Genomic DNA, 26749 nt, shown 5'->3' with positions numbered 1-26749 from the left:
GGCGAGAGTCGGTGATGGTGGCCCCACAGGTCTTTGTCGAGAAGGACAAGACTGGCGGCAATCCATGGCCGCACGGGCAACCGCCGTACGGAAACGTACCGAACCGCTCAAACGTCACCCGTCAGGCGCACGGCCAGTGCGAGGAGCAGCCGGGTGTCCGGGTCGTCCACATCGACACCGAAGCGCTCCCGCACACGACGCAGCCGGTAGCGCAGGGTGTTGGGATGCACGGTGAGCCGTTGCGCCGCCCGCGTCACATCGCCCGAGGCGTCGAGGTGGGCGGCGATCGAGCGGACCAGTTCGCCGCCGGTCGCGAGATCGGCGCGCACGAGATCGTGGACCGGCCCGTTGCCCGAGTCCCACAGGGGCCGTACGGCGTCCAGCATGCGCAGGACATCGAGGGCCGTGCCCACCTCCGAGGCTCCGGCATGCCGGAGCGGAACGCGGTCGCCGCCGCGTCGCTCGCGTTCGCGCAGCACCCGTACGACGAGTACGGCCTCCTCGCACGAGTCGGCGGCGCCCAGGGCGGACGCGGCCACGGACCCGGCCCCGATCCGGACGGGAACGCCGCCGGGCAACGACGTCGCGACCCGGTCCAGCAACCGGGCCAGCGCGAGCGCTTCCCGGTCCTGCCCGCGATCGGCGGGCAACAGGACCAGCAGCCGCGCCCGTTCGCGCAGCACCAGCACCGTGCGGCGGTACGAGGCGGCCTGGAGGGCGAGCACGTCCAGGGCGCGGTCGGCCCGCGACGGTGAACCGGCGCCGGGATCGGGCACCACGGCCAGCACCGCGCACGGCTCGTCCGGTGCCAGGCCCAGCGACCAGGCATGTGTACGGCGCTCCCCCCGCCCGTACAGAAGTCCGCGCAGGGCGTGGTCCCGGCGGCGTACGGCACCGCTCTCGCGCAGCCGGTGCCGTACCAGATGCGGCGCGGCGGCCCCGGCGGCGCGGCGCAGCGCTTCCCCGGCCCGGGGGGACAGCGGGCGGCCGTCCGCGGCCGCCCAGATCGAGCCGAGCACTTCGGGGCCGCTGCGCACGGCGATGATCAGGCGCTCCGGGCTGTCGCCGTCCGCCGGGCGGTGGATGACCTCCCGCGAGGTCCACAGGTTCCGCAGAATTCCGCTGCGGCGCAGCTCGGCCACACGCCACTCGGGCACCCGGCCGCCCAGGATCGTGGACCGGCGGACGCCGTCGGCCTCCGGCCGGGTGGCGGAGTGGGCCAGCACCCGGAACCGGGTGTCCTCGATGGTGATCGAGCCGCCGGTGGACTCGGCGATGGAGGCGGCGAGCGCGCTCAGCCCGCCCGCCGGACCGTCGTCCGCCGCCACGCCGTCGTTCCGGCCCGCCCAGCCGTACGCCAGCGCGGAGCGCAGCAGCGTCGCCGTGTCGGTCCAGTCCGTCCACACGGCGCGGGCCAGCAGCGCGATCCCCGACTCCTCGGCCGCGGCCAGCACTTCCGGCGCTGTCGCCGCACCCTCCGCCTCGCGCAGCACCACGGCACACGCACTTTGCCGGGCCGCCCGGCGCACCGGCTCCGCCGCCTCGGCCAGAGCCGCCGAGGCCCCGACCGCCAGGACGATGTGCGCCTCGGCGGACCGGTTCGCCTCCTCGTCGCCGAACGCCACGCCCCTGACCTCGATGTCCTGCCCGGAGGGCGCCAGCAGCAGCCGCAGCGTTCCGCTGTCGTCGAACTCCAGGATCTCCCGGAGCGTGCCGCCGGACGCCGGGACGCCGTGGGGCGGTCCGCTGTTCATGGCACCGAGCATACGAGCGGGGAGGGCGGGGCGGGCAGGTCGGACAGGAGTCGGCGGGGTCGGCGGAGTCGGCAGGGTCGGCAGGGTCGGCGGCGTCGACCTGACGTTCCGTCAGCCGGTCTCCGGTGCCGCCCTGCCCGGGACCGGCCGCGGCACCACCGGCGCCGGGCCGAGCGTGGTGCTGCCGGGGGACGCCCGGTGGCCCAGCCCGGTGCGGTACGCGTCCATCGCCGCCTCCGTACGGCCCGCCCCGCGCAGCAGATCGCCCAGCAGACGGCAGATGTCCGCGAGATCTCCCGCCGCGCCCGCCCGCTCCAGCAGGGCGAGCGCGGTGACGTAATGCTCCTCGGCCGCTTCCCGCTCGCCGTTCTCCTCGCAGATCAGGCCGAGCAGCCGGTGCGCGCCGCCCGCGTGGACCGAGCCCCGGTCCGGGTGCAGTTCGCCGAGCAGCCGGTGCAGCAGTTCCTCGGCCTCGTGTGATCTGCCCTGCCTGCGCAGCACATCGGCCAGCTCCACCTCGACCTGCGCGGTGTACAGGGCGGCCCGTTTGGACGCCAGCATGTCGCGGGCCGCGCGCAGTTCGCTCTCGGCGCCGGACAGGTCGCCGTCCTGGGCGCGCACATAGCCGCGCATCCAGTGGCAGTGCGCCATCTCGGTGCGGATCTGGAGCTGCTGGTAGATCTCGGCGGCCCTGGCCAGGGAGGCGTCGGCCTCCGCCGTACGGCCTGCGGCGATCAGGGTGCGGGCGACCTGACGGTGCAGGCCGGCGACCAGTTCCGGGTCGGAGACGCGGGGGGCCAGGGCCAGGGCAAGTTCACCGGCCTGCGCGGCGCGGGCGTGCGCGCCCATGTCCATGTAGGGCGCGATCGATGCCGTGTAGAGGAGCAGGAGGGCGTTCGGGTCCTGGAGCCCGGAGGCGTTGAGCTCGTCGACGGCGCTCTCCAGCAGGTAGCAGGCGTAGCGCAGTTCGCCCGCCAGCAGATGGGCGACCGCGCGGCCGCGGACGGCCGGGGCGCGCTGGGGGAGAGGTGCGTCGGCGAGCAGCTTCTCGGCCGCCTCGAAATGCCGCCGGGCGGCGGGCAGATCTCCGGTCTCCAGGGCGCACTGGCCCAGGCCCAGCAGCGCGGTGGCGCGTTCGCCGTCGAGACCCAGCCGCCCGGCCTCGGCGAGCAGCGCCCGGTAGGACGCGGCGGCGTCCTCGGCCGCGCCGGTGGCCAGGGTGCGCTGGGCCTCGACGAGCCGTTCGCGCAGCCCGGTGGCCAGGGCGGCGGGGCGTCCCGTGGCCAGCTCCTCGTAACTGACTCCGAGCCGCTCGGCGAGATGACGTACGGCCGCCTCCGAGGGCCGGACCCGGCCCGCCTCCAGGGTGGAGATGTACGCGGGGGTGTAGGACGGCTCGGCCAGCTGCCGCTGGGTGAGACCGCGCTCCGCGCGCAGGCGCTGGACGCGTCGGCCGACGGCTCCGGGATCGTCCGACGGACCGCGCCCGGACCCCCGCCCCGTCGTGTGCTGTTCGGCCACTGCGTCACCCTCTTCGCGTCGTCCTGCGACCTGGACACGGTCATTGGCCCGCTTACGAGTATCAACCCGCGCGCTCGGGGCCCTTGTTACGCGGCGCTTCCGCCCTTAGGTTAAGCCGCACATTAATTCTACTTAACATCCGAGTTATGTCACGGGTGTGCCCACTTGCCCTGCGCGCCTGCCCGAAGGCCGCACGGATTCGAAGGAGTTGTCCATGCGCATACGCCTCGCCAGGCGTCGCACCGCGGGCGCCGTGGCCGGTCTGGCACTCGCCGGTCTGCTGGCCGCCGCCGTGTCCCCGGCCTCCGCCACCGCGTCCTTTGAGGATCCGGCCGCGACGGCCCCGGGCTCCGGAGGCGGACCGGGCGGCCTCACGGTCGAGTACTTCCCCCGGGCCGGCGGCACCGGACACACCGCCCAGGTTCCGTCCGACGGGCCCGCCCGGAGCGCGAAGGCCCGCCGCGGCGCGACGCCGCTCACCGCCGCCGAGGCGAGCGCGGACGGCACGCTCGGACGGCAGTCCGTGACCGGACCCAGCGAGGACCGCCTCGACGTCGTCATCGTCGGCGACGGCTACACGGCCGACCAGCAGGGCGACTTCCACGCGGACGCCACCGCCAAGTGGGCCGACATCACGGCCATCGAGCCGTACAAGAGTTACCAGGGCCTGTTCAACGTCTGGACCGTCGACGCCGTCTCCAAGGAGTCCGGCATCAGTGGCGACCCGACCGCCGACGTGGTCCGGGACACCGCCCTCGGCAGCGGCTTCTGGTGCGACGGCATCGAGCGGCTGATCTGCGCCGACATCGACAAGGTGGCGTCGTACGCGGCCAAGGCCCCCGCCGCCGACCTCGTGGTCGTCCTCTCCAACGCCACCAAGTACGGCGGCGCCGGCTACTCCGGACTCACCGCCGAGGGCTACCCGTTCAACGGGGTCTCCACCCTCTCCTCCGACAACGCCTCCTCCAGCCTCATAGCCGCCCACGAGATAGGCCACTCCGTCGGACTTCTGGCCGACGAGTACACCTACGACTCCTACGGCACCTGGACCGGTGGCGAGCCCGCCGACATCAACTCCACCACCTACACCCCCGCGCAGCTGACCGAGAAGCGCGCCAAGTGGTACCGCTGGCTGGGACAGACCGACCCGGCGGGCGGCACGGTCGGCACCTTCGAGGGCAGTTCGTACTATCCGCTGGGCATCTACCGGCCCACCGCCAGCTCCCTGATGCGCGAGCTGAGCAACACCGAGTTCAACCTGCCCGGCCGCGAGGCGATGATCGCGGGCTTCTACCGCGCGGGCAGCGCGCTGAGCAGCACCCGCGCGGCGGGCAGCACGCTCGCGCCCGGCCACCGGATCACGGTGAGCACCGCGGGCCTCGGCGGCACGGACCGGCACGGCCGGCCCGGGGCGGGCAAGGCCCTGGCCGAGCCCGACCTGCGCTGGTACGTCGACGGCAAGGAGAAGGTCTCCGCGCGGGGCCGTACGACCGTCACCCCCCTCGCGCTCGGCGTGCGCCACGACGGCCGCCGCCACACGGTGACCGTCACCTTCGTGGACCGTACGGACGCGATCCGCGACCCCGCCGTACGGGCCCTGAGCGGCGACGAGCTCAGCTGGACGGTCAAGGCCACCGGCCACCGCCGCTGATCCGGCCCGAGGGCCGTTGTCCCGCTCAGGCGATGAGCGGGACAACGGCCTCCGGCGTCAGCATCCGGAAGGTGAACGCCTGATGGAAGTAGAGCCGGATGCTGGTGGCGTCGTGGTCCTGGTAACCGATCGACAGGTCCTGGCCCAGCCGCAGTTCGAAGTCGCCACCACGCGTGGAGAGCAGTACCCCGCCCGTGACGGCGGGCGCCCACAGGATCTGGTCGTCCAGCAGGCGTCCCAGATGGGTGGCCACCGGATAGCCGTGGTCGGAGGTCTCGGTGGCCTCGGTGAACGCGTCGGCGCCGAGCAGCAGCCGGTACGGTCCGTCGACCCCCGCGAGCCGCAGCTGCGTCAGCGCCTGGCTGACCGCCGCCGGGTAGTCCCGCGCGTCGGCGGGCAGCGGCAGCGGGGTGTGCGAGGAGCCGTCCCGCAGGCCGGTGATCCCGGCCGCCGGGTAGCCGTCGATGATGGCCATGTCCTCGGCGAACGCACAGGTGCGGGCCGCGTCCTTGACCGGCTGCCAGTCACTGTCGTCGGAGCCCCGCTCGACATCGTCCACCGCCGCCCGGGTCACCGTGAACGGCACCTTCCACTCGATGACCGGCGTCGAGGTGCGGGCCCGTGCCAGTACGTCGGGCGTGGGCGGGTCGATGTCACGGAGGTGGCCGTCGCCGATCGCGGCCAGCGCCGGTCCGTCCGGGTCGGTGACATCGACCACCCGGCGGCCCGCGAGATGGCGGCTGAAGGTGCGCCGGGCCTCCTCTTCGATCTGGTCCCAGGCGGCTTCCGTGACGGGCGCGAGTTCGCGGTGGAGGTTGTTCATCACTGGGCGCTTTCTTGCAGGCTGCCGATGCGCAGCGAACCGTCGTCCGGGACCGCCGGGGCCGGGGCCCGCCGTACCGGCGCGGTCACCGGCTCCGGCTGGGCCGCGGTCCCGGCAAGCGCGGGCGAGGGCGGCGGGGCGTCGAGGAAATCGGCGCCGGGGGCGTAGAAGAGCGTGCCGGTGACCGCGGTGGAGAAGTCGAGGATGCGGTCGTGGGTACCGGGCGGATCGCCGAGGAACATATTGCGGAGCATGCGCTCGGTCACGTCGGGGTCGGCCGCGTAACCGATGAAGTACGTGCCGAACTCGCCCTGCCCGAAGCTGCCGAAGGGCATGTTCGCGCGCAGGATGTCGCGCTCCGTGCCGTCCGGGTCGGTGATCGTGTTGAGCGCGACATGGGAGTCGGCGGGCTTCACGTCGTCGGACAGTTCGACGTCGTCGAACTTGGTGCGGCCGATGACCCGTTCCTGCTCCTGGACGGGCAACGCGTTCCAGGCCGTCAGGTCGTGCAGATACTTCTGCACGATGACGTAACTGCCGCCCGCGAAACCGGGATCGTCTTCGCCGACCAGGGCGGCGGACCGCGCGTCGTCACCCACCGGGTTCTCGGTGCCGTCCACGAAGCCGAGCAGGTCCCGGTGGTCGAGATAGCGGAAGCCCTGGGTCTCGTCGACGATCCGTACCGCTCCGTCGAGCCGTTCGAGCAGCTGACGCGCCCACTCGTAACAGATGTCCATCCGCTCGGCCCGGACATGGAAGAGCACATCGCCCGGGGTCGCCGGGGCATGGTGGCGCGGGCCCCGCAGCTCCTGGAACGGGTGCAACCGTGCCGGACGCGGCCCCGCGAACAGCCGGTCCCAGGCCGCGGAGCCGAAAGCCGTCACACAGGCCAGCTCCGCTTCCGGGTAGCGGAAGCCGATCGAGCGGGAGACCGCCGCGACGTCCGGCAGCACGTCGCGTACGGCGCCCTCGCCCCCCGGTTCGATCGTGCCGACCAGAATCAACGCGGCGCTCGTGAGCGGGGCGACTACGGGCTGGACCGCGACCGGGTCCGGGACGGCGTCGGGCATGCGCGCACTCCAGCGTTGGTGAGGGCGTCGGCGGTACGTCAGGGTGGGGTGAGGGCGTCTGCGGTACGTGGGGACTGCGGGGCTCGCTGCTACTTACCCACACCCACGGCCCACCCGCACGCCGGGTGACCCGGCCGGGTCACGCCGGGACCTCTGTGGCGGGGCGGCCCGTCGCGGTTGCGCGTGGGTCCCGCCCCGCACTGCGGCGCCGCACCCGCGGCACCGATCCGCCACATCCACGATTGTTCCGTTCGTCCCCACCACAGTTTTGCCCGGTAGGTGGAGTGATGCTTGTGGAGCATCTTCTTCGAGGCCGCGAATCAGTCGATCCACTTGCGTGGGCTGTCTGGTTCATATTCGGCTTCGGCGATCAGCACCTGCTTGCGGAGGGGCAGAGCCCCTGCTGCCGGACCGTCGGCACGCGCCCCTCGACATGCTCACGGACTACATCGACCGTCTCGAAGCCCACAAAATCTGCCGGATCATCATCAGCTCGCCCACGTTCACCCAGCACCGCCACCGCAGCGAACTGCTCGACCACATCAGCGCCTACGCCCACCACGCCGCCGCCATAGGGGAGACGGTCACCACGATCATCGGGTCCATTAGGGCCGGCTCGCCATCGCCGACTGCGCGCGCGACGTGCTGGATCGGCCCACTCTGTCTCACGATCTTGACCTTCTACGGCTGCCCTCATCGGCTGAACCCGTCTACCAGAGTATCGAGTTGGGTCATTTGTGGCTTGAATGGCCGTCGACGGAGAGGGAGGTTCGCTCCCGACGGGCACACCCTCGCTGTCACGAGCGACGATGGTGTCGTCGGCGTGTGGAGCCTGACCGTCGACGAAGCGATCCGACGCATCTGTGCCGGCAGCACAGGCGCTCTCGGCCCCAGCAGTGGAGCCGCTTCGTCCCCCAGCTCCCGTACGCCCCACCGTGCCCGGACTCAGGCGGCACCGGTTCGCTACCCCAGGTATCCAGACCTTCCCGATGACGTGTTCGACGGCCCGGAGGGTCTCGGAGCCGGTTCCTCCCCGGGCCCGCCTTCGCCCGAGCAGCGAGAACGGGGAGCAGGAAACCCGGCCTCCATCAGCTGCGGCGCCTCCACGATCGGGCTGGAGTGGGCCGCTGCATAGACCGAGACCGGGATCAGCACTACTACGAGTGAACGACGTCAGGGCCACTGCGCACGGCAGTCCCGTCCTCGGCCGGCCGGACCACCCCGCCTGCGCGGGAAGAACTACGCCACGCACCGCTCCCACTGGCGCTCGAACGGACCACCCCCGCCTGCACGGGAAGAACAAAGTGCCCCGGCCGCGCGAGTGGCCGGGGCACTTCGTTTGCCTCTGTTGGGAGGTAAACGGTTCAGTCCTGTCGCGTCTCGGGAACCGGTGAGGCGAGGAATGCGCGCCCCGGCGGTGCGGCCGGGTCACGTGAGTCTGGCGTCTGTGCTGCCTTCCACGCCGCGACCAGTTCCGCGTACCGGGGGTCGATCCACTCTTGCGCCATGAGGCACCTCCTGCCCAGCAGGCCAGCCCTTCGGCTTCGGGATGATGACGATCGTGCAGTCCGGAGCGTGCTGACACTGCGCGGCCACGGAGGCGAGTGCCTCGTCGGACGGCGGCCCCCACAGCTCCGCGTCAGCGACGTACCCCAGATCCACGATGGCCTGGCGGGTGCGGTCCAGGATCACCGGGTCGTAGTTTGTCGGGTCGTACCCGGGGAAGTGGTGGACGAAGTTCCCGCCCAGCTCCTCGCACAGCTCGGCGTACATCGCGGTGTGCAGGAGCAGCGCGTGCCACCCCTCGTCCACGATGCGCGACGGGGCAAAGCCGGCGTCCGGGTTGCGGGAGCAGGCGGCCACGAACTTCAGCCCCTCTTCGACGATCCGGCCGGCCATCTCCTGGGACATGTCAGGGTTGGCGTCCCTGACGGTGCTGCGGCAGCTGGTGAACCGCTCGTCGGGGATGAGCCCGCGGGCGATGACGGGTAACCGGCCTACGCTCATGCTGATCTCCTTCTGCTGGTTGAGGATCGGCCCGCCCCGGCCGGGGTTTCTTGGGAGGTCGCTGCGGCAGCGGCGGGAGTTGTAGGTGTGACCGGGACCGTGGACGCCACAGTCACCTGAGTCCGTGCCGGTTCGGGTCGCGGCATACACCTTTCGTGGTGTTGCATCCGGCGCATCCCTGCCTGCCTTCCTCGTTCGAGGGCGTGGTGGGAATCGTTGCGCTGTGCATGGTGGTTCCATTCAGGTGGTGTGGCAGGGGCATGCGCAGCCGGGGCGCTGGCAGTGGTCGTGGCCGTCTGCCCGGTGCGGTTGAGCGGCCGTCGGCAGTGGGTGCTGTGTGTGTCGCCGCGGAGCTGCTCGGCCACGTCCAGGACGTCATCCAGCCGGGAGTACGCGGCCGCGGCCTCAGCCATCTCGATGTTCGTGATCGGATCGCCGTGCCACAGGAGCGTGACCCGGTGATCGGGGCACCAGGCCATGTCCTCGGTCTCGACGGGGAATTCGTGGGAGCCGCCGTTGTGGTGGCATTTCATTCGGCTTCCCTCCCCGTGCGGTTCGGGGTGGTGGCCTGGGTGTTGGGCCATTCCCTGTGGTCGCTGGGGGCACGCCAGTCGTAGTGGGGGCCTGTGTGGCCGGGGGGCTGGGTGCAGCGGGCGTACGAATCGGGGCGCTCGGCCCAGCAGTATCCGTACCCGATCGGCGTGTTCATCGGCGCACCCTCTTCCACGCGCGGCCGAGCCGTATGAACGTCGCGCAGTTCGTTCCCGTACGGCAGGCGTCGCACGTCAGGGTGTGCCCGAGGTACGCCTGATACGCAGGGTCCGGGGGCTGGTACCTGCTCCGCTGCTGCGTCGATGTCATCATCGCTCCGCCTTCCGCCCGGAGCACGCCAGGGCGTCCACGCACTCACGGGGGAACCAGGAGTACGCGGCACCGGTGGCGGGGGTGACCCGCTGCTCGCCCAGGTCGACGCCCAGGTCGACGCCCAGGTCGGTGCCGAGCGGCGCCGCGCACCACACACACGCCGCGCCACGCTGTTGGACATCGGAAAGGTTCTCACGCAGCGGCATCTCAGGCCTCTTGCGGGTCACCTTCATCGTCATCGACATGCCACACCTCGCTCTGCCCGGCAGCTTCGGCCGCGCTGAAGTGCGTCAGCCAGTCGCATAGCCACGTCCGCATGGACGCGACCGAGACCAACGAGTGCGAGGGCGGGTGTCGCCGGTTCCACAGACCGGGACGGCAGGACAATCCCGGCCTGGTCGAGTGCCGCCCGGAGAACTTCCACAGCGGTGAACGGATCGACGCACACAGCGTCATACAGCTCGGGTCCTTGTGCCATGAACGGGACGGTAGGAGTGGCCCGTTGGCACAGGCTAGGCGATGTTCTCAAATGTTCTCGAAAGCTGGCCGAATATTCTCATGTGGTCTCGCAGAGGGGGCGGCACGATGTAGAAGAGGGCCGTAAGCGCGGTGATGCTGGTGGCAACCAGCCCCGTTCCGAGGAGACGACATGGCACGACGAATGCGATTCAACGGTACGGACAGCAGGAACGGTGGATGCCCGGCGATCCACGATGACCTCGACTCCGGAGAGGTCATCGTCCAGGGAACACCCCTCACCGATCCCGAGGACCTCACCCAGCTTCAGCACTTCGGCCCGGCGACGTGGCGGTGGTCGTCCCGCACGAACTCCTTGTCAACCACGGGCCGAAAGAGATGGACCGTGTGCCCAAACTGATCAACCTGGAGGAGTTCGGCCAGCTCTTCAGGACCTTTGAGCACTCGGCGTGGTACCTGGAGACCCGCCGGGGCTACGCCTCGGACCGCGAGGACGAAGAGTTCGCGGAGCTCCTCCGGACTGGGTCCGCGCCCCTGGACCTCGACAGCGACTGGTGCATGAACATCCGCCGGCAAACGGACGCGGGCAAGTGTGTGGGCCGAGTGCGCGTCGTCGACCATCCACCGACTGAGGGCCAGCGATTCCTCTTCAGCTACGCCCGCTGCAACGCGGCGACCGGTGAAGACGCGCGGAACCTGTGGCGCGAGGACGCCGATCGCGCGCACCTGCCCACCGAGGACTTCTGGGTCTTCGACAGCCGCCTGGTGGCGATCCTCCGCTTCGACGACGCGGACGTCTTCCATGACGTCGAGATCATCACCGAGCCCACCGAAGTTCTGCGCTACTCCCAGGTGCGGGACGCCGCCGTACACGCGTCCATCCCGTACGACCAGTTCGCGGCACAGCTGGACACGAAGGGCTAGATCGGCACCGGTGAGCACCGACTACCAGCGGGCCCGAGAGGCCCTCGGAACACGCCTGAAGGAATTGCGCCTTCAGGCCCCGGCCGGACGGCTCACCGGTACCCAGCTCGCCGAGCGGCTCGGCTGGACGCACTCCAAGGTCTACAAACTGGAAGGCGGCCGGCAGACCGCCACCACCGACGACCTGCGGGCGTGGGCTGAAGGCGTCGGCCAACCGCGGGACTTCGAGGAACTGGACGCCCGGCTCAAGGGCTTCGAGTCCCACATCCGCTCATGGCGTCGCCAGCTCGCCGCCGGGCACCGGCCCGTACAAGACAACTGGAACCTCGAAGTCGACCGATCTACCGTCATCCGGGCGTGGGAAGAGTCAGTCGTCCCCGGCATGCTCCAGACCGCGGACTACGCACGTGCGATCTTCCTACGGTACGCAGAGCTGTACGGGTCGACGCACGACACCGACGACGCTGTCCGGTCTCGCATGCGTCGCCAAGAGTGGCTCTACGCGGCAGGCCACCGGCTGCATGTGCTGGTGTGGGAAGCAGCCCTTCACGCGCTGGTGTGCCCGCCGTCGGTCCTCACTGCCCAACTCGACCGAATTGCGGGCGTGATCGGGATGGACACTGTGGAGCTGGGAATCGTCCCGCTCAGCGCCTCGCTGCGGATCCCGGCAGCAAATGGGTTCTGGATCTTGGACGAGCGGCTTGTCATTGCCGAGGACTGGCACGCGGAACTCTGGTTGGATGACGCCGCTATCGTGGCCTCCTACCTGCACGTTTGGGACACACTAAGGGAATCTGCGGTGTACGGAGCCGACGCCCAGAACGTGATCATGCGGGTCCAGCGAAGCGTCCGCGCCTACTAACCGATCAAAAACGACACTCAGACACACGAAACAGCCCCCTCCGCCCGAAGGCGAAGGGGGCAACCCCGCAGCGCGGGGACCATTTGAGCTCTGCGTCCTCCATCTGCTGACGGAAGGGACCATCCCCGCGTGTACGGGGACCATCGCGCCGAAGCGTCCGAAGTCGAGGGCTGCAAGGGACCATCCCCGCTCCTGCGGGGATCACAGTTCCTGACCTGCGGGTTTACGCGCCCCGGACCAGAAGAACCGCTGACTTCACTGCCTCGAATTCTACCGGCGGGCACCCTGCCGCCGCAGGGTCACGGGTACTTCCGGCGGCTGGGATGCAGCGCCAATGACGACGGCGACGTACTCGGGGCCGGCGGTGCCCCATCACGGCGGCACACCAGGGCGTCCGGATCGGGCGGCGGCAGTTGAAGGCCGCATTGGCTACCAATCGGCCCCCGATGCCCTGTACGACAGCAGAGGGCTCGGCAGGGTTGTCCCTGCCGGGCCAAAGCGGCTTTCACCGCGCAGAGCGTTCCGTCCGCCAGAGCGGCTAGAACTTGAAGCTGTAGAACTGCGTCGACACATCCGTGGTGCACCCGGCGCACGAACTGAGGGACGCGCCGGTGCAGTTGAAGCTTGGGTACAGAGTGACGCGCTGGTTCGTGTGGTTGCCCACGCTGGTGGTGACCGTGTTGTTGAACGTTTCGCAGACTCCGCTGGGCGGGTTGGTCCACTGCCACCCGCTGCCCTGCTGGCCCGTCCAGGTCAGAGCTCCCGTCGCAGCCTGAGCGCTCGTGGCCAGACCCACCACCAGCACAGCCGCGCTGGCCAATGTCGCTGCTACTGATCCGCACCTTCTCGCATACGTCTTCACCGTTATGACGGCCTACTGTTCGACTGCTCCCCCGCCCTGGGGAAGCCATTCCAGAGCACCACCGCCCACGCATCCGCACAACGAAGAATTGCAAACTCCACCCAAACGAGCATGAGACGGAAATGCTCCTCCGCCGGAAGGCGAAAAGGGGTGTGCCGATCGGTTGGAGCGAATCGGGGCGCCGTTGTGAATGTCAGGTGCCCATGGACCGCCAGGCGGAACACTTGTCCGCATCGATCAGTTTGGTAGTCCAATGCCCGAGGCAGGCGCGAAAGTGGATGGTGTTGGTACCGTCGAAGTCCTTGTTCTTGTGGCGGGTGGTGGCGGCGAACGGCCCCTGCCCCAACAGAGGCCGGGGCAGGGGGCGCGTTCATTCGCTGGCATCGGCGGCGATCTGCCGCGTCCGTACATCGACCCGGTCCACCGCGTCCCGCAGGCTGCCGCCCGAGTTGGGATGCAGCTCGTGCTCGACCCGGCCAAGCCGCTCCTCGATGCCGTCCAGACGGGACATCACACCCGGGCGGCCGGACACGCCGGGCCGGGGCGGCACCCCCTGCCAGTCATCCACGAACTCATCGACCCGGCCCAGGACACGACGGACTCCGCGGGTCATCTGCCAGAGCAGGCCGAGCCCCGCGACGATGGCCCCTGCGGCAACAGACCAGACGACGACGGTGTCCACGGCGATCACACCGGTGGTGCCCTCGCTCACCGGCGGTCCCTGACTCTGACGGTCTCGGTGAGACCCGGCCCGGACCACCCCCGCCTGCGCGGGAAGAACTGTCGGTTGGCATGCCGGGCAGCGTAGCGCAACGGACCACCCCCGCCTGCGCGGGAAGAACGAGTCCGCACGGTGGTCGCCGGTCGATGCCTGCGGACCACCCCCGCCTGCGCGGGAAGAACCACCGCGTTGTTACCGTCCGGCCGCGTGGCGCCGGACCACCCCCGCCTGCGCGGGAAGAACCCCGGCGATTCTCGCCCGGTGACCGGCCGGCTCGGACCACCCCCGCCTGCGCGGGAAGAACTCCCCGCAGGGCCGCAGAGCGCCCGTCAGCCGAGGACCACCCCCGCCTGCGCGGGAAGAACTTCTGGAGGCCCTCGCGCGGGCGGAGAGGAAGCGGACCACCCCCGCCTGCGCGGGAAGAACGAGTGCTGCCGGTGTGGGCCTCTGGAACAGTCCGGACCACCCCCGCCTGCGCGGGAAGAACTCACCGGCACACTCCACTGCGTCAGGACTCGACGGACCACCCCCGCCTGCGCGGGAAGAACATCGGCACCCAGAGCGGCCGGCCCTGGCCGTCCGGACCACCCCCGCCTGCGCGGGAAGAACGGACGGCAGCCTCGGAAGCGACGGCTTCTTGCCGGACCACCCCCGCCTGCGCGGGAAGAACTGGAAGCGGAGCTGTTCCACCCACAGTGGCAGCGGACCACCCCCGCCTGCGCGGGAAGAACGTCCGGACCGCGACCGGTGGAGAACACCTGTACGGACCACCCCCGCCTGCGCGGGAAGAACCTCAGCGGGCGTCGCGGTCGGCAGACGCGCCGCGGACCACCCCCGCCTGCGCGGGAAGAACCTCTGTGCGGTCGCGCAGGAACTGGAACCACTCGGACCACCCCCGCCTGCGCGGGAAGAACGGGTGCCCGTTCGCCTCCCGCTCTCGGTACAGCGGACAACCCCCGCCTGCGCGGGAAGAACGCGTTCTGGCTCCTGCGCCCCGTCGCGGGCGTGGGACCACCCCCGCCTGCGCGGGAAGAACCACTCTGGGTCCGCGCACACGTACCCGATGAGCGGACCACCCCCGCCTGCGCGGGAAGAACCGCCCTATCTAGAGCCGGTGTTCCAGAACCCTCGGACCACCCCCGCCTGCGCGGGAAGAACGATCGCGGCAGCAGGCGCCCCCCGCCCGCCCACGGACCACCCCCGCCTGCGCGGGAAGAACCGTGACGTTCATCGGCGCGTTCGGCGCCATGTCGGACCACCCCCGCCTGCGCGGGAAGAACGGCGGCGGCTGCTGCCTCGGCCGCCCGCGTGGCGGACCACCCCCGCCTGCGCGGGAAGAACGGGCGCTCAGCGCCCCGTCCGGGGCGCTACCTCGGACCACCCCCGCCTGCGCGGGAAGAACGAGGACCAGCGGAGCAGGACGACCTCGCCCTCCGGACCACCCCCGCCTGCGCGGGAAGAACAGACCGTTGAACACGTCGCCGAACTCGTCCGACGGACCACCCCCGCCTGCGCGGGAAGAACGCCGCGTCGGACCGCGATGAAAGGGTTCGAGACGGACCACCCCCGCCTGCGCGGGAAGAACCAGACGGTGCCCTGCCGGGCGCCGGACCGGATCGGACCACCCCCGCCTGCGCGGGAAGAACGCGCGCGTCGGCGAGCAGCCGCTCCGCCGTGGCGGACCACCCCCGCCTGCGCGGGAAGAACGGCAGCGACGGCGCCAGCAGCTGCTCCGGCGCCGGACCACCCCCGCCTGCGCGGGAAGAACGCTCCCGAGGTGAAGCGCGCCTGCACCGAAGGCGGACCACCCCCGCCTGCGCGGGAAGAACCGACTCGTACAGGGCCCGAGCGTATTCCTCTGCGGACCACCCCCGCCTGCGCGGGAAGAACCACCGGGTATCCGCCCCGTGGTCGTCTGGCCTCGGACCACCCCCGCCTGCGCGGGAAGAACGTGACGCGCCTCCGTGAGGCGGACACGGAACCCGGACCACCCCCGCCTGCGCGGGAAGAACGATGGTCAGTGCGGTGTGGTGGTGCCAGCCCGCGGACCACCCCCGCCTGCGCGGGAAGAACTAGCTGGAACGGCGCGCGTACGACCCGGACCAGGGACCACCCCCGCCTGCGCGGGAAGAACGTCGCTCCGGCCGACCTGGTGCGGCTCGACATCGGACCACCCCCGCCTGCGCGGGAAGAACGTCGTCGTTCTCCTCGTCTGGGTGGCCCTGACCGGACCACCCCCGCCTGCGCGGGAAGAACGTCACCCCGCTGACCGTTCCGGCCGGCGGCGTCGGACCACCCCCGCCTGCGCGGGAAGAACGCCCCCGGCGGCCGCGCCAGCTGGAGTGCCGTCGGACCACCCCCGCCTGCGCGGGAAGAACGGTCGGGCTCCGCCGGGTGGGTCAGGGGGAGGCGGACCACCCCCGCCTGCGCGGGAAGAACTCCTGCGCCTGGCGGTTGGCGTCGGCGAGGACCGGACCACCCCCGCCTGCGCGGGAAGAACTGCCACACGGTGTTCTGCTCATCGACAAGGCGCGGACCACCCCCGCCTGCGCGGGAAGAACCGGTGAGGGCCTTCAGGACCGCGTTGCCGCGCCGGACCACCCCCGCCTGCGCGGGAAGAACGCCTCGACGTCGTCGGCCGCCTTGAACAGCGGCGGACCACCCCCGCCTGCGCGGGAAGAACGGGCCCGCCGCCGCACCTGCCGGGGCAGACGGCGGACCACCCCCGCCTGCGCGGGAAGAACTCGGGCAGCAGCCCGGCGAGTGCGCTGTCGCTCGGACCACCCCCGCCTGCGCGGGAAGAACACGCCCTCGCGACCGGAGCCGGTGCGGCGCGTCGGACCACCCCCGCCTGCGCGGGAAGAACTGCCCGCAGCCGTCAAGGTCGCCCGGACCATCCGGACCACCCCCGCCTGCGCGGGAAGAACGATCAAGCCCCACTGGTCCAGGAGCGCGACGACGGACCACCCCCGCCTGCGCGGGAAGAACGACCGGCGCCGACCCACCGTCGGGACCGACCGCGGACCACCCCCGCCTGCGCGGGAAGAACCCCGCGCTCGGGCGGGCGGCGCGCGCCACAGCCGGACCACCCCCGCCTGCGCGGGAAGAACGGCTCGACACTGGCCCGGTAGCCGTCCGGCAGGGGACCACCCCCGCCTGCGCGGGAAGAACCCTTTACGAGCTGCGGGTTTTCAGAGGCTTTGCCATCTCTTGACTTGGTCGCCGCTGGCTCATACCGGTCAGTGTGTCAGAGGTCGGTGATGGAATGCCCAGGTCTGACCGATGAGCTTGGCGGAGGGGGAGAGATGGTCGATGTTCGGGTGTGGGGGAAGGAGCACGGGCTCGTGGAGCCCTATCCACTGATTGGGCATCTGCTGGATACCGGGGTGGTGGCCGGGGCGCTGTGGGATGGGTTCCTGGCTAGGTCGCAGCAAGAGGCGATCGTGGGGGAGCTGGGGGTCGAGTCGGACGGGGCGCGGTCGTTGGTCGCGTTCTGGGCCGGGTTGCACGATGTGGGGAAGATTCAACGAGGATTCCAGTTTCAGCGGGATGCGCTCAGACACGCGTCGTCTGCGGCGCTGCTGGCCGATGGTGCGTTCGCGAGTCGTCTGGCGGGAGACAACGGTTCCTTGTCGCTGAGGCATCAGGTGGCGAGTGCGCGGGTATTGCCTTCGCTGCTCGCGGGGCAGGGGTACCCAGAGGGCAGTGGGCGGGCTGGGGGCCGGTTGGTGGTGCGGGTGGCGCAGATGCTGGGCGGGCATCACGGCCGGTATCCGCAATTGCCGCAGATGCGAAACGTGTTCGATCCGCTCAGAGATCTTCCGGAGCTGGGTGCCGGGGGCTGGGCGGTGCAGCGGCGAGAGCATGCGGCGGCGCTGCGGGAGGTGTTGGGGCATCCAGCGGTAGTGCCGGACGGCGCGGGGCTGTCGGTCCAGGTGGCGGTCGTGGTGGCGGGGCTCGTGGTAGTGGCGGACTGGTTGGCCAGTCAGGACGACTTCGTGTTGCGGCAGCAGACCGTTGCCACGGCCGATGGCGGGCTGGGTAGGTTGGACGCGTTGCGTGCGCACGCCGCCCGTGCGGCGGCGGAGGCGCCAGCCCTGTTGAGGGGCGCTGGCCTGGACCGCGCACGGTTCACCGTAGGAGGCTTCCGGCAGCGCTTTCCGGAGATCGAGCAGCCGCATCCGTTGCAGGTCAGTGTGGACACGGAGTTGACGGAAGCGGGAGTGTTCGAGGGAGGGCCGGGTGTCCTGCTGGTGACGGCGCCGCCGGGTGAGGGTAAGACCGAGGTGGCGCTCGCTGCGGCTGCCTCGATGGGCCGGGCGGCGGGGTGCCCAGGGGTGGCGTTCCTGCTCCCGACCAGGGCGACAGCCGATCAGCTCTACGGACGGGTGGCTGCGTTCGGTAGAGGAAATCTGCTGGGCGACGCGGCGTTGACGCTGCTGCATGGCGCCGCCGATCTGAATGAGCAGTACGCGCCGGATGGGCTGCCGGAGCCGCGGACACTGACCGACGAACATGACGTATCAAAGAGCGGGGTGTCGCTGTCGGCGGGCCGGTGGCTGCGCACGCGCGGCCGGGGAGTGCTGGCTCCGCTGTCTGTCGGCACGGTCGATCAGGCGCTCATGGCGGTGCTGCCGCTGCGGCACAACGCGCTGCGGCAGTTGGGCCTGGCGGGCAAGACGGTGGTAGTTGATGAGGCGCACGCGCACGACGCGTTCACCCATGCACTGCTGCTGCGGCTGTTGGTCTGGCTCGGAGCTATGCGGGTCCCGGTGATCCTGCTGTCGGCGACGCTGACCGGGCGTACGGCCGCCGGAATGGCAGAGGCATATCTGACAGGCGCCGGACGGAAGCCGGGTTCGTACGAGTTGGCCGCGCCTTCGTATCCGGGCTGGCTGTACGCAGACGCCGCCACCGCCGCAGTCACGCTGCCGGGCGGGCCGATCGGCACCAACCGGCCGTCCAGCCTCGATATCGACCTGCTGCCCGTGGCCCATACCTATGATCCTGCGGTCAAGGACGGCCGACTGGCTGCGCTACTCCGGGAGCTGAAGCCCGTTGTGGACGCGGGCGGTTGTGTGGCCGTGATCTGTACGACGGTCGGCGAGGCTCAGCGGACGTTCAGCGTTTTCCGCGACCACCTCCGCCAGCGGTACGGGCCGGAATATCAGGGCTGGGACGACCGGGTGGCATACGCAGACGAACCTGCGAGCCCGGCGCAAGGCACCGCGTCGCAGGTGGGACCCAAGCTGCGGCTGTTGCACGCGCGGTTCCCGGCCCGGCGCAGGAGTGCGATCACCCAGGAGGCCGAAAAGTGGTTCGGACGTGTGGGCAAGGAGGGCGTGCGGCGTCCCGCACCGCCGCGCGGCACAATCCTGGTGGCCACTCAGGTGATCGAGCAGTCCTTGGACATGGACTTCGACCTGATCGTTTCCGACCTCGCACCGATGGCACTGTTGCTGCAGCGGGCTGGACGGGTCTGGCGGCACCGGACGACCGCTCCGTACCGTCCGTCGTGGAGCCGTGGCCCACGGCTGGCGGTACTCGTCCCGGTTGATGGCAACGGGCTGCTCCTCGTCCCGAAGTCGTGGGGTGACGTGTACGCGCCGTCGCTATTGCGTCGCACTCTCGAACCGCTCGAAGCCAGGGCGGGAAAGCCCGTCGAAGTGCCCGGCGATGTCCAGGAACTTGTCGACGGCGTCTACGACGCGGAATTCGCGTCCAAGACCCCCGAACTCCTGCTGAAGGAGGACATCGATCGGCTTACCGAAACCATGGCGCGCGAGGGACTGGCGAAGCTGGTGACCATCCCGAAACCGGGCGATGTCAGCTCACTTGAGCAACTCACCAGCAGCGACGCCGATGAAGACATCATCGCGACGCGGCTGGGCGTGGACGCTGTCCTGACCCTGCCCGTATTCGAGGACCCCGAGCAACGGCGATGGCTGGACGAAAATCACCGTGTGAGGTTCCCGGAAGACGGTGATGCCTCGGGTGGACGCTTCTCCAGGACCCTGGTGCGTGAACTTCTGGGCTACGTCGTGCCCCTGGCACACGGCGACTGGCGACTGGCCTGCACGGCCGCCAACGAACCACCGGCCGGGTGGCAGGACGAACCCAAGCTCGCAGGAGTCGTCCTGCTGCCGCACACCACCGGCCCGGACGGGCCGGCCGGGCCCGCGCTGGGCAAGCGGCGACTGACGCTCCACCACGAGTTGGGTCTGGTGACCGAGCGGCTCGCCTGACAGGCAAGAGATCCAGGCCGCCCTATCAGATCGGGGCACAGCCATAAGGACCTTTCCCAGGATTGCTCAACTCGCCTTGTTTGAAGCGCGATCGGCGCTAACGTCGATATCGCCTCAAGGCCAAGGTCTGCTGCGGGTCTACCGGCATCCAGCCATGGGGACCCGTAGTGCGCCGCCCGCCACGGGGCCACCTGACACCCGTCATGGGGACCCGTAGCGCCCCGCTCGCGCGGGGAGCGGCCTCAGCGGTTGACCGGCCCGCTCAGCAGGATCGGTCCACCTCCGCTCGTGCGGAGACGCGCACCACAGTACGCGGCAGCCTCAGGGCGTATCCGTTCGACGTGAGAACCGGAGTGACCAGCTCGTGTCTACCGAAAGACCTACTGCGCAGGCCGAGCCGTCCCACTTCTACGACCTGCTCACCGAGCCATGGGCCCCCGTCTCGATGCTGCCCACCGCCGATGAGCCGGCCGTCCCTCGCAGTCTCGGTCTCTCGGGGGTGATGCTGGAGGCGCACCGTATCAGCGGTCTCTCTGTCGCGCTGCCGCCGGCTGCTTCCGGACTGATGCGGGTGCTGTACGCCATTGCCGGGCGGATCACCGGTCTCCACGAGGCGGACAATATGGGGGAGTGGGCCGACCGGCGGTACGAACTGCTGGATGGTGGTGGGCGGTTCGTACAAGAGGCTGTGGAGGCATACTTCACCCGCTATGCCGACCGGTTCCGGCTCTTCGATACCGAGCGGCCATGGATGCAGGACCCGAGGCTGCGTGCTGAGTGTCCGAGCAGCTCGGGCGTCAACAAGCTGGTGATGGCGCGACCGGCGGGTAGCAACCAAGTGTTCTTCGGGCACTTCACTGATGCTGAGCAGGTGCCGCTACCGTCCGCCGAAGCGGTGCCGCACCTGCTGGCGCAGCTCTACTACGGGCCTGCCGGTCAGTGCACGCCGCGGACCGTGGCGGGGCAGCGATTCGGTAACTCCTACGCCGGTCCGTTGCGCAAGGTGCTCTCGTACCATCCCTTGGGGCGTTCCCTGTTCGAGACGTTGCTGCTGGGCCTTCCGTATCCGGACAGGTGGCCCGGGGAGCGGGACGCCGTACCCGATGCCTGCCCTTGGGAGCGCGATGAGCTGCCCGACCCGCTCGCCGTGCCGACAGCGCCGACGGGTCCTCTGTCGGCGCTCACCGAGCAGTACCGGCACGCACTCCTCCTCACCCCCGGCCCCGAGGGCCGCAGCGTAGTGGATGCGCACATCACGTGGGCGCTGCGCGTCAACCGGCCCCCGCACGAGGACCCGTACCTTCTGTGGGATGAGGGCAAGGACCTGCTCAAACGACCCCGGGAGGCGAACGCGGACCGGGCGTTGTGGCGTGACCTGGACGCGCTGGTCACCGAGACCCGCGACGATTCCGGCCACCGTCCCTCCGTGCTGAGTGACCTGAACAGCGAGCTGCCGCAGGAGGTCGAGGACTCGCTGCGTGTGCAGTGCCTCGGTTTCGACCAGGACGGCCAGACCCGCGACCGTACGTACTTCACCAGCTTCACCCCACCGCTGTTCGCCCTGCTCCGGGTGTCGGACGACGAGGCGGACAATGTACTGAGGCTCGACCTCAAGGCGGGCCGCGACGCGGCGGAGAAGGCAGCCGGCCGACTGGAGTACGCGCTGCAGACGGCTTGGCGCGCCTACACCACCCCATTCGAGAGCGACCGTTCCGGGGGCACCGCCAAGGACCGGCGCAAGCGTGGCGGACCCTGGCCCGCACTCGCGCTGGCCGCCTACTGGCCCGCCGCCGAGCAGCGGTTCTGGCAGTCACTCCATGCCCGGGACTTCGCGGGGAGCGATCAGGAGTTCGGGCGGATCGCGCTGCGCGAGTACGACGCGGTGACCCTTCAGATCGCCTCCACGCCTCGCGGTGGCAAGGCCCGCGAGGAGGCGCGCGGACTGGTGAGGAGCCTGCTGCGCGCCCGGCCGCCCCTGGGCCCCGCAGGGTCTGCGGATTCGCCCGCCTGAGCACCACCGGCGGCGCCCGACCATCGAACCGTACGAGCCGGAGACGGCGACCGCGCCGTGTGCAACGGACCATCCTACGAACGCAGCAGCATCCCGACCACCAGACCCACGGCGGCAGCAATGAGCGCAACAAACTACGTGCAGGACGACCCCCCGACCGACTCCCAGGCCATGGACGGGACTGGAACATCCACTGAGCAGCAGCCCAAGCCACGGAACCCCGAGCTGGTCAAGTACGACGAGTTCGCAGACCGGGTGCGGAGGCTGTGCCGGGAGTCGCCGGGGGCGCAGTCCGCGCTGCGGGCGGGGCTGGGCAGGCCGGTCACCGAAGTTCCCGCCCGTATGCACGCGGCTTTGCTGCGGTCCGGTCTGATCCGGGAGGACACCGAGGGCCGAGGCTACGCGGACAAGGAGCGTGCCTACTATGCGGTCGCCGCGCTCATCGCCGCCCGTCCGCGGGCCCAACGCCTGTCCGACGCCGCAGACGCGAACGCGGCGGAACTCGGCGCGAGAGGATCCCTGCGGGGAGACGGATACTCCGGTGCGGTCACTGCGGTCACTGCGGTCACTGCGGATGATCACGGCGAGGGCACCGCCCTCGCCCCGCGCAAGTCCGGTGTGGATGGAGCCAGTACGGCGTTCCGTTCACGCGGAACCAGCCTCGGTGAAAGCTTCGCGGACGCTGTTGGCCGGCGCAGCCCCGACCAGTTCAAGTCGGGCGCAGCCGAGTCACGGCTGCACTTGCTCGTGCGCCAGGACCTCGACGGCGCCCACCGGATGCTGCCCAGTGTTTTCCGCTGGCTGGGATCGTCCGGCGTCACGCCGGACTACGCCTGCCTGCTGCGGGACCTCACCGGATGGCGTTACGGACACGACATGGTCGCCACCCGCTGGCTCCAGGCGTTCTACCGGTCGTTGCGCCGCCAGGAGGCGGCGGCAGAGGAACGACCTCCAGCCCCCGGCATGTAGCACCGGCCATCACGATGGCCCCTCTGCAGCCCCATGTGCTGACGCTGCCCCTGGCCTGCTCCCGCGCTCCTTAACGCGTACGCCTCGACCCGTACGCCGTCTCCGCTCTCACCAGAAGGATTCCCGCGATGCCCACCGCACCCGCCCCGGCGCCCCGCTTCCTGGACCTGCACGTCGTTCAGACCCTCCCCTACAACAACGTCAACCGCGACGACCTCGGCTCGCCCAAGTCACTGACCTTCGGCGGCACCATCCGTACCCGCGTATCCAGCCAGGCGTGGAAGCGTCCAGTGCGCCTGGCAGTGGAGGAGGCCATCGGCGAGAAGGCGCTGCGCACCCGGCGGCTGCCCGAGCAGGTCTTCCGGGAGCTGGTCAAGCGGGGATGGCCGGAGGACCTGGCCGCGCTGGCGGGCGCGCAGATCATTCGCTCGGCAGAGACCAAACTCGCCCTGGAGAAGGGCGACCGCACCACCGCGTCCCTGCTGTTCCTGCCCGACAGCGCCGCGCCCGCTCTCGCGGACATCGCCGAAAAGCACCGGGAGTCACTGGCCAAGGCCCTGGGCAAAGCTGCCGCGACCAAGCCGCTGCTGCCCAAGGACGCCGTCCACGAGATCCTGCGCTCCCGTAACGGGTCCATCGCGCTGTTCGGCCGGATGCTCGCGGAAATCCCCGGAGCGGGTGTCGACGGCGCGGTGCAGGTGGCGCACGCGTTCACCACGCACACCACCTCCGTACAGGCAGACTTCTTCACCGCGGTGGACGACGTCAACCAGTGGGCCGAGGACGCGGGCAGCGCACACATGAACACCGGCGAGTTCAGCACCGGTGTCTACTACCGCTACGCCACCCTCGACCTGCGCGACCTCGCCTCGAACGTAGCCTCCCTGACCAGCCCGCAAGACCGCCCCGCCGCACCGCAGACCGAACACGACGCGGCCTGTCTCCGCGACTCCGGCACCCTGCGCGACCTCGCCACTGCCTTCGCCACCGCGTTCATCGGGACCGTGCCCGGTGCGAAGAAGACGTCCACAGCGCCGCACACCCACCCGGACCTGGTCCATGTCGCGGTGCGACCCGACCGGCCGCTGTCCCTGGCCGCCGCGTTCGAGGAGCCGGTACGGGCCAGGGAGCATGGCTGGGGAGGGCCGTCCCGACAGGCGCTGAGCGAGTACGCGGCCCGTATCAACCGACTGTTGGGCACCGGCGAACTCCCCTACGCCGCTCATGCGGGCCTGGACGAGAAGCCGCTGCCCGGCCTGGGCGCTGTGGCCGCCTCCTACCCCGAACTGATCGCCGGCGCGGTCGACGTCGCCTACCCTGCCGACAAGGCGGCCACCGCGTGACCGGGTTCCTCCTCCACCTTGCCGCGCCCCTGCAGTCATGGGGCGAGCACAGCGCCTTCACTCACCGCGACACCGCCCCTCACCCGACCCGCTCCGGACTGATCGGCCTCCTCGCCTCTGCCCTGGGCATCCCCCGTGCCCAGGCCATCGCGGACGGAGAGGACCGCGAGGCGCTGTTCGCCCGGCTCACCCAGGTCCGTTTCACGGTACGTGTGGACCGCCCCGGCGCGGTTATGGGCGACTTCCACACGGTCGGGGGCGGCTACCCCCAGCACTTGACCGTACCCACCGCGAAGGGTGCCCGCCGCAGTGCGCACGGGGCAACCATCGTTTCCACCCGCCACTACCTGTCCGACGCCGCGTTCACCGTCGCGGCCGATTTCACCGACGGGAGCCTCGCCCAACGTTGCGTCGATGCCGTGGCCGCACCACGCTGGCCGCTCCACCTCGGTCGTCGATCCTGCCCTCCCGGCGCCTTGCTGCTGCTCGGCGTCGACCTCGCGGACCCGGCCGCCGAGCTGAGCCGAGTTCCGCTGGCCCGGCGCCCCCCACACACGCCGCCGCCGTCAGGCACGGTGGACGTCCGATTTACCAGCGACCAGCCTTTCCCGACCCACGCCGACCCGGTGAGTTCCGCACAGCCGGACGGCCCGCCGACGCCCGTCACGGTGACCGTGCTCAACGATGAACCGGTCCGTCTCACCGCTCGCGACCGCGTCTACCGGGCACGGCCCGCCCACAGCACCACCCGGCCCCTGCCGGTAACACTCTGCTCCGGCTACGGCGCCGCCTACCTCGACGCCGTCACCGACTACCTGCGCCCGCAAGGAGCCACGTCGTGACACCCACCGACACCGCGACGACAGCCGCCGTGCTTGCCCAGCCGGCCGCCGATCCGGCCGGCGGAGGAGCGTGGCTGACCCGGCTGCTGCTCAACCCCCGCAACCGCGCCGTCCAGCGCGACCTGCGCAACGTCTCCGACCTTCACCGCACCGTCATGACCCTTGTTCCAGACCACCTCGGCGAGGCTCCCCGAGCCCAGGCCGGAGTCCTCTTCCGGCTGGAGACCGACGGCGTGGGCGAGCCCGTCCTCCTGGTCCAAACCCGTACGCGTCCGTCCGCCGACCGGCTCCCCGCCGGCTACGCCCGCGCCGAGGTCCGCTCCATGGGCACGCTGCTCGGCGCACTGTGCCCAGGGCTTCTCGTCCGCTACCGGCTCGCTGCCAACGCCGTGCGCCGCTGCGGCCCCAACAGCACCGCCGGCCGTTGGAAACAAGTCATCCCTCTGCACGGACCGGAAGCCGACCAGTGGTGGACCGACCGTGCCGCCACCGCCGGCCTGGCCCCGCGCACCTTGGTGTCCCGGTCCGCCGACACCGCCACCACCTGGCACACCACCACCTCGAACCTGGCCCCAGCACCTGCTCCATCGACTGCCCCCGGCACGGGAGCCGGTGCCGGGAGCCGCGCCGACCGCCGCGTCGACCGGGCGGTCACCCTCTTCGAAGGAACCGCCCTGGTGACCGACCCCGCCGCGCTGCGCTCCGCCCTCCTGAGCGGTATCGGACGCAGCAAGTCCTACGGCTGCGGGCTGCTCAGCCTCGCACCCGCCACCCCATGGGCGTGATGTCGGCCATGACCTCCAACCGCCGCGCCCACACTCCGACCTCCGCCCGCCGCCGCGTCGCCTCACCCACCCTGGCCATGCTTCCTCGCGTTGGCGACTCGCTGTCCTTCCTCTACGCCGACATCGTTCGTATCGTCCAGGACGACACCGGCGTCTGCGCCGAAACCACCAGCGACGACGGGGACGTCACCCGCGTCTACCTGCCCACCGCCTCCCTCAGCTGCGTGCTGCTGGGCCCTGGCACCTCCATCACCCAGCCCGCGCTCGCGACGTTCGCCCGCCACGGCACCACCGTGGTCTGCACCGGCTCCGGCGGCGTGCGCTGCTACTCCGGCACCGTCCCCACTTCCCTCACCACTCGCTGGCTCGAACACCAGGTCCATCAGTGGAGCGACCCCGACCGCAGACTCGCGGTCGCGCGGCAGATGTACCTGTCCCGCTTCCAGATCACTGTCCCCGCGGCCACCACCCTGGAGCAGCTACGCGGCATGGAGGGCCAGCGGATGAAGGCGCTGTACAAGCTCCTGGCCCAGCAGCACCGCATCGGCCGCTTCCGCCGCGCCTACGACCCCGATTCCTGGGACACCCAGGACCCCGTCAACCTTGCCCTGTCCTCGGCCAGCACCTGCCTGTACGGAATTGTGCACTCCGCCCTCGTCGCCCTCGGCTGCTCGCCCGCCCTCGGTTTCGTCCACCAAGGCACCCAATCAGCCTTCGTCTACGACATCGCCGACCTCTACAAAGCCGAACTCACCGTCCCCCTCGCCTTCTCCCTCCACGACTCACCCAACTCCGATGCCGCTGCCCGCCGCAGCTTCCGCGAACAGCTTCGCCTGTTCAAACTTTTGCCCCGCATCGTTGCCGACGTCCAGACGCTCCTCGCCCCCGACGAAGCCGAACCCCTCGCCGACGGCCACGCTGTCGAAATGGTCAACCTCTGGGATCCCACCACCGGATCTGTCCCCGCAGGCGTCAACTACGCCACTCAGGAGACCCCCGATGCTCCATGACGGCACCA

Annotated in this window: 19 protein-coding genes, 1 pseudogene and 1 CRISPR repeat array; of the genes and pseudogenes, 10 read left to right on the top strand and 10 right to left on the bottom strand. The window is 70.5% G+C overall.

The window, feature by feature from the left end; all coding sequences use genetic code 11:
• Positions 1-107 precede the first annotated feature (107 nt).
• Together OG413_RS31870 and OG413_RS31865 are read right to left on the bottom strand one after the other, a co-directional pair.
• Positions 108-1754, bottom strand: a complete 1647-nt coding sequence (locus OG413_RS31870) for a helix-turn-helix domain-containing protein (RefSeq protein WP_266811663.1) — start codon at positions 1752-1754, stop codon at positions 108-110.
• Positions 1755-1865: 111 nt separating this feature from the next.
• On the bottom strand, positions 1866-3275 hold the full coding sequence (locus tag OG413_RS31865; protein ID WP_266811661.1) for a helix-turn-helix domain-containing protein: 1410 nt from the start codon (positions 3273-3275) through the stop codon (positions 1866-1868).
• A 214-nt stretch (positions 3276-3489) separates the two neighbouring features.
• Here OG413_RS31865 and OG413_RS31860 point away from each other — a divergent pair, with 214 nt between their 5' ends.
• The gene (locus tag OG413_RS31860; protein ID WP_266811660.1) at positions 3490-4926 is read left to right on the top strand and encodes a M64 family metallopeptidase; all 1437 of its coding nucleotides are present in this window, start codon (positions 3490-3492) and stop codon (positions 4924-4926) included.
• 25 nt (positions 4927-4951) lie between these two features.
• Here OG413_RS31860 and OG413_RS31855 read toward each other — a convergent pair whose 3' ends face one another.
• The 6 genes from OG413_RS31855 to OG413_RS31830 form a co-directional block, all read right to left on the bottom strand.
• Complete coding sequence (locus OG413_RS31855) at positions 4952-5749, bottom strand: family 1 encapsulin nanocompartment shell protein (protein ID WP_266811659.1); 798 nt, start codon at positions 5747-5749, stop codon at positions 4952-4954.
• On the bottom strand, positions 5749-6819 hold the full coding sequence (locus OG413_RS31850) for a Dyp-type peroxidase (protein ID WP_266811658.1): 1071 nt from the start codon (positions 6817-6819) through the stop codon (positions 5749-5751). Before OG413_RS31850 ends, OG413_RS31855 begins: the two co-directional genes overlap by 1 nt.
• A 1428-nt stretch (positions 6820-8247) precedes the next feature.
• Positions 8248-8826: a hypothetical protein gene (locus OG413_RS31845; RefSeq protein ID WP_323137950.1), complete on the bottom strand. Its 579-nt coding sequence runs from the start codon at positions 8824-8826 to the stop codon at positions 8248-8250.
• Positions 8827-9355: 529 nt separating this feature from the next.
• Positions 9356-9535, bottom strand: coding sequence for a hypothetical protein (locus OG413_RS31840; protein WP_266811657.1), 180 nt, complete (start codon positions 9533-9535; stop codon positions 9356-9358).
• Positions 9536-9686: 151 nt separating this feature from the next.
• On the bottom strand, positions 9687-9935 hold the full coding sequence (locus OG413_RS31835; protein WP_266811656.1) for a hypothetical protein: 249 nt from the start codon (positions 9933-9935) through the stop codon (positions 9687-9689).
• Positions 9926-10168: a hypothetical protein gene (locus OG413_RS31830; RefSeq protein WP_266811655.1), complete on the bottom strand. Its 243-nt coding sequence runs from the start codon at positions 10166-10168 to the stop codon at positions 9926-9928. The genes OG413_RS31835 and OG413_RS31830 overlap by 10 nt, the downstream gene beginning before the upstream one ends.
• A 171-nt stretch (positions 10169-10339) precedes the next feature.
• Between OG413_RS31830 and OG413_RS31825 the strand changes: the two are divergent.
• Both OG413_RS31825 and OG413_RS31820 read left to right on the top strand, forming a co-directional pair.
• A pseudogene (locus OG413_RS31825) lies at positions 10340-11091 on the top strand (DUF6879 family protein).
• 10 nt (positions 11092-11101) lie between these two features.
• Positions 11102-11953 carry a helix-turn-helix transcriptional regulator gene (locus tag OG413_RS31820; RefSeq protein WP_266811653.1) on the top strand — a complete coding sequence of 284 codons (852 nt, stop codon included), beginning with the start codon at positions 11102-11104 and terminating at the stop codon, positions 11951-11953.
• Between the two features lie 538 nt (positions 11954-12491).
• Here OG413_RS31820 and OG413_RS31815 read toward each other — a convergent pair.
• Positions 12492-12773, bottom strand: coding sequence for a peptidase inhibitor family I36 protein (locus OG413_RS31815; protein ID WP_266811652.1), 282 nt, complete (start codon positions 12771-12773; stop codon positions 12492-12494).
• Positions 12774-13185: 412 nt separating this feature from the next.
• On the bottom strand, positions 13186-13527 hold the full coding sequence (locus tag OG413_RS31810) for a hypothetical protein (protein ID WP_266811650.1): 342 nt from the start codon (positions 13525-13527) through the stop codon (positions 13186-13188).
• Positions 13528-13567: 40 nt separating this feature from the next.
• Positions 13568-16707: direct repeats of the CRISPR family, unit length 29 nt; unit sequence CGGACCACCCCCGCCTGCGCGGGAAGAAC.
• An 89-nt stretch (positions 16708-16796) separates the two neighbouring features.
• Between OG413_RS31810 and OG413_RS31805 the strand changes: the two genes are divergently transcribed.
• From OG413_RS31805 to cas1e, 7 genes are all read left to right on the top strand, one after another.
• Positions 16797-19781, top strand: a complete 2985-nt coding sequence (locus OG413_RS31805) for a CRISPR-associated endonuclease Cas3'' (RefSeq protein ID WP_323137948.1) — start codon at positions 16797-16799, stop codon at positions 19779-19781.
• Between the two features lie 364 nt (positions 19782-20145).
• On the top strand, positions 20146-21792 hold the full coding sequence (gene casA / locus OG413_RS31800; protein ID WP_266811647.1) for a type I-E CRISPR-associated protein Cse1/CasA: 1647 nt from the start codon (positions 20146-20148) through the stop codon (positions 21790-21792).
• 120 nt (positions 21793-21912) lie between these two features.
• Positions 21913-22761 carry a type I-E CRISPR-associated protein Cse2/CasB gene (casB, locus tag OG413_RS31795; protein ID WP_266811646.1) on the top strand — a complete coding sequence of 283 codons (849 nt, stop codon included), beginning with the start codon at positions 21913-21915 and terminating at the stop codon, positions 22759-22761.
• 128 nt (positions 22762-22889) lie between these two features.
• Positions 22890-24104, top strand: coding sequence for a type I-E CRISPR-associated protein Cas7/Cse4/CasC (cas7e, locus tag OG413_RS31790; protein WP_266811644.1), 1215 nt, complete (start codon positions 22890-22892; stop codon positions 24102-24104).
• Positions 24101-24946, top strand: a complete 846-nt coding sequence (gene cas5e / locus OG413_RS31785; RefSeq protein ID WP_266811643.1) for a type I-E CRISPR-associated protein Cas5/CasD — start codon at positions 24101-24103, stop codon at positions 24944-24946. The genes cas7e and cas5e overlap by 4 nt, the downstream gene beginning before the upstream one ends.
• Complete coding sequence (locus tag OG413_RS31780) at positions 24943-25731, top strand: type I-E CRISPR-associated protein Cas6/Cse3/CasE (RefSeq protein ID WP_266811642.1); 789 nt, start codon at positions 24943-24945, stop codon at positions 25729-25731. Before cas5e ends, OG413_RS31780 begins: the two co-directional genes overlap by 4 nt.
• Positions 25732-25739: 8 nt before the next feature.
• Positions 25740-26741 carry a type I-E CRISPR-associated endonuclease Cas1e gene (gene cas1e / locus OG413_RS31775; protein WP_266811641.1) on the top strand — a complete coding sequence of 334 codons (1002 nt, stop codon included), beginning with the start codon at positions 25740-25742 and terminating at the stop codon, positions 26739-26741.
• Positions 26742-26749 lie beyond the last annotated feature (8 nt).

Source organism: Streptomyces sp. NBC_01433, assembly GCF_026340105.1.
In the GTDB taxonomy this organism is placed as follows: Bacteria; Actinomycetota; Actinomycetes; order Streptomycetales; family Streptomycetaceae; genus Streptomyces.
Note: the sequence above shows the minus strand (reverse complement) of the source record. Positions and strands in the feature narration are given on the sequence as shown.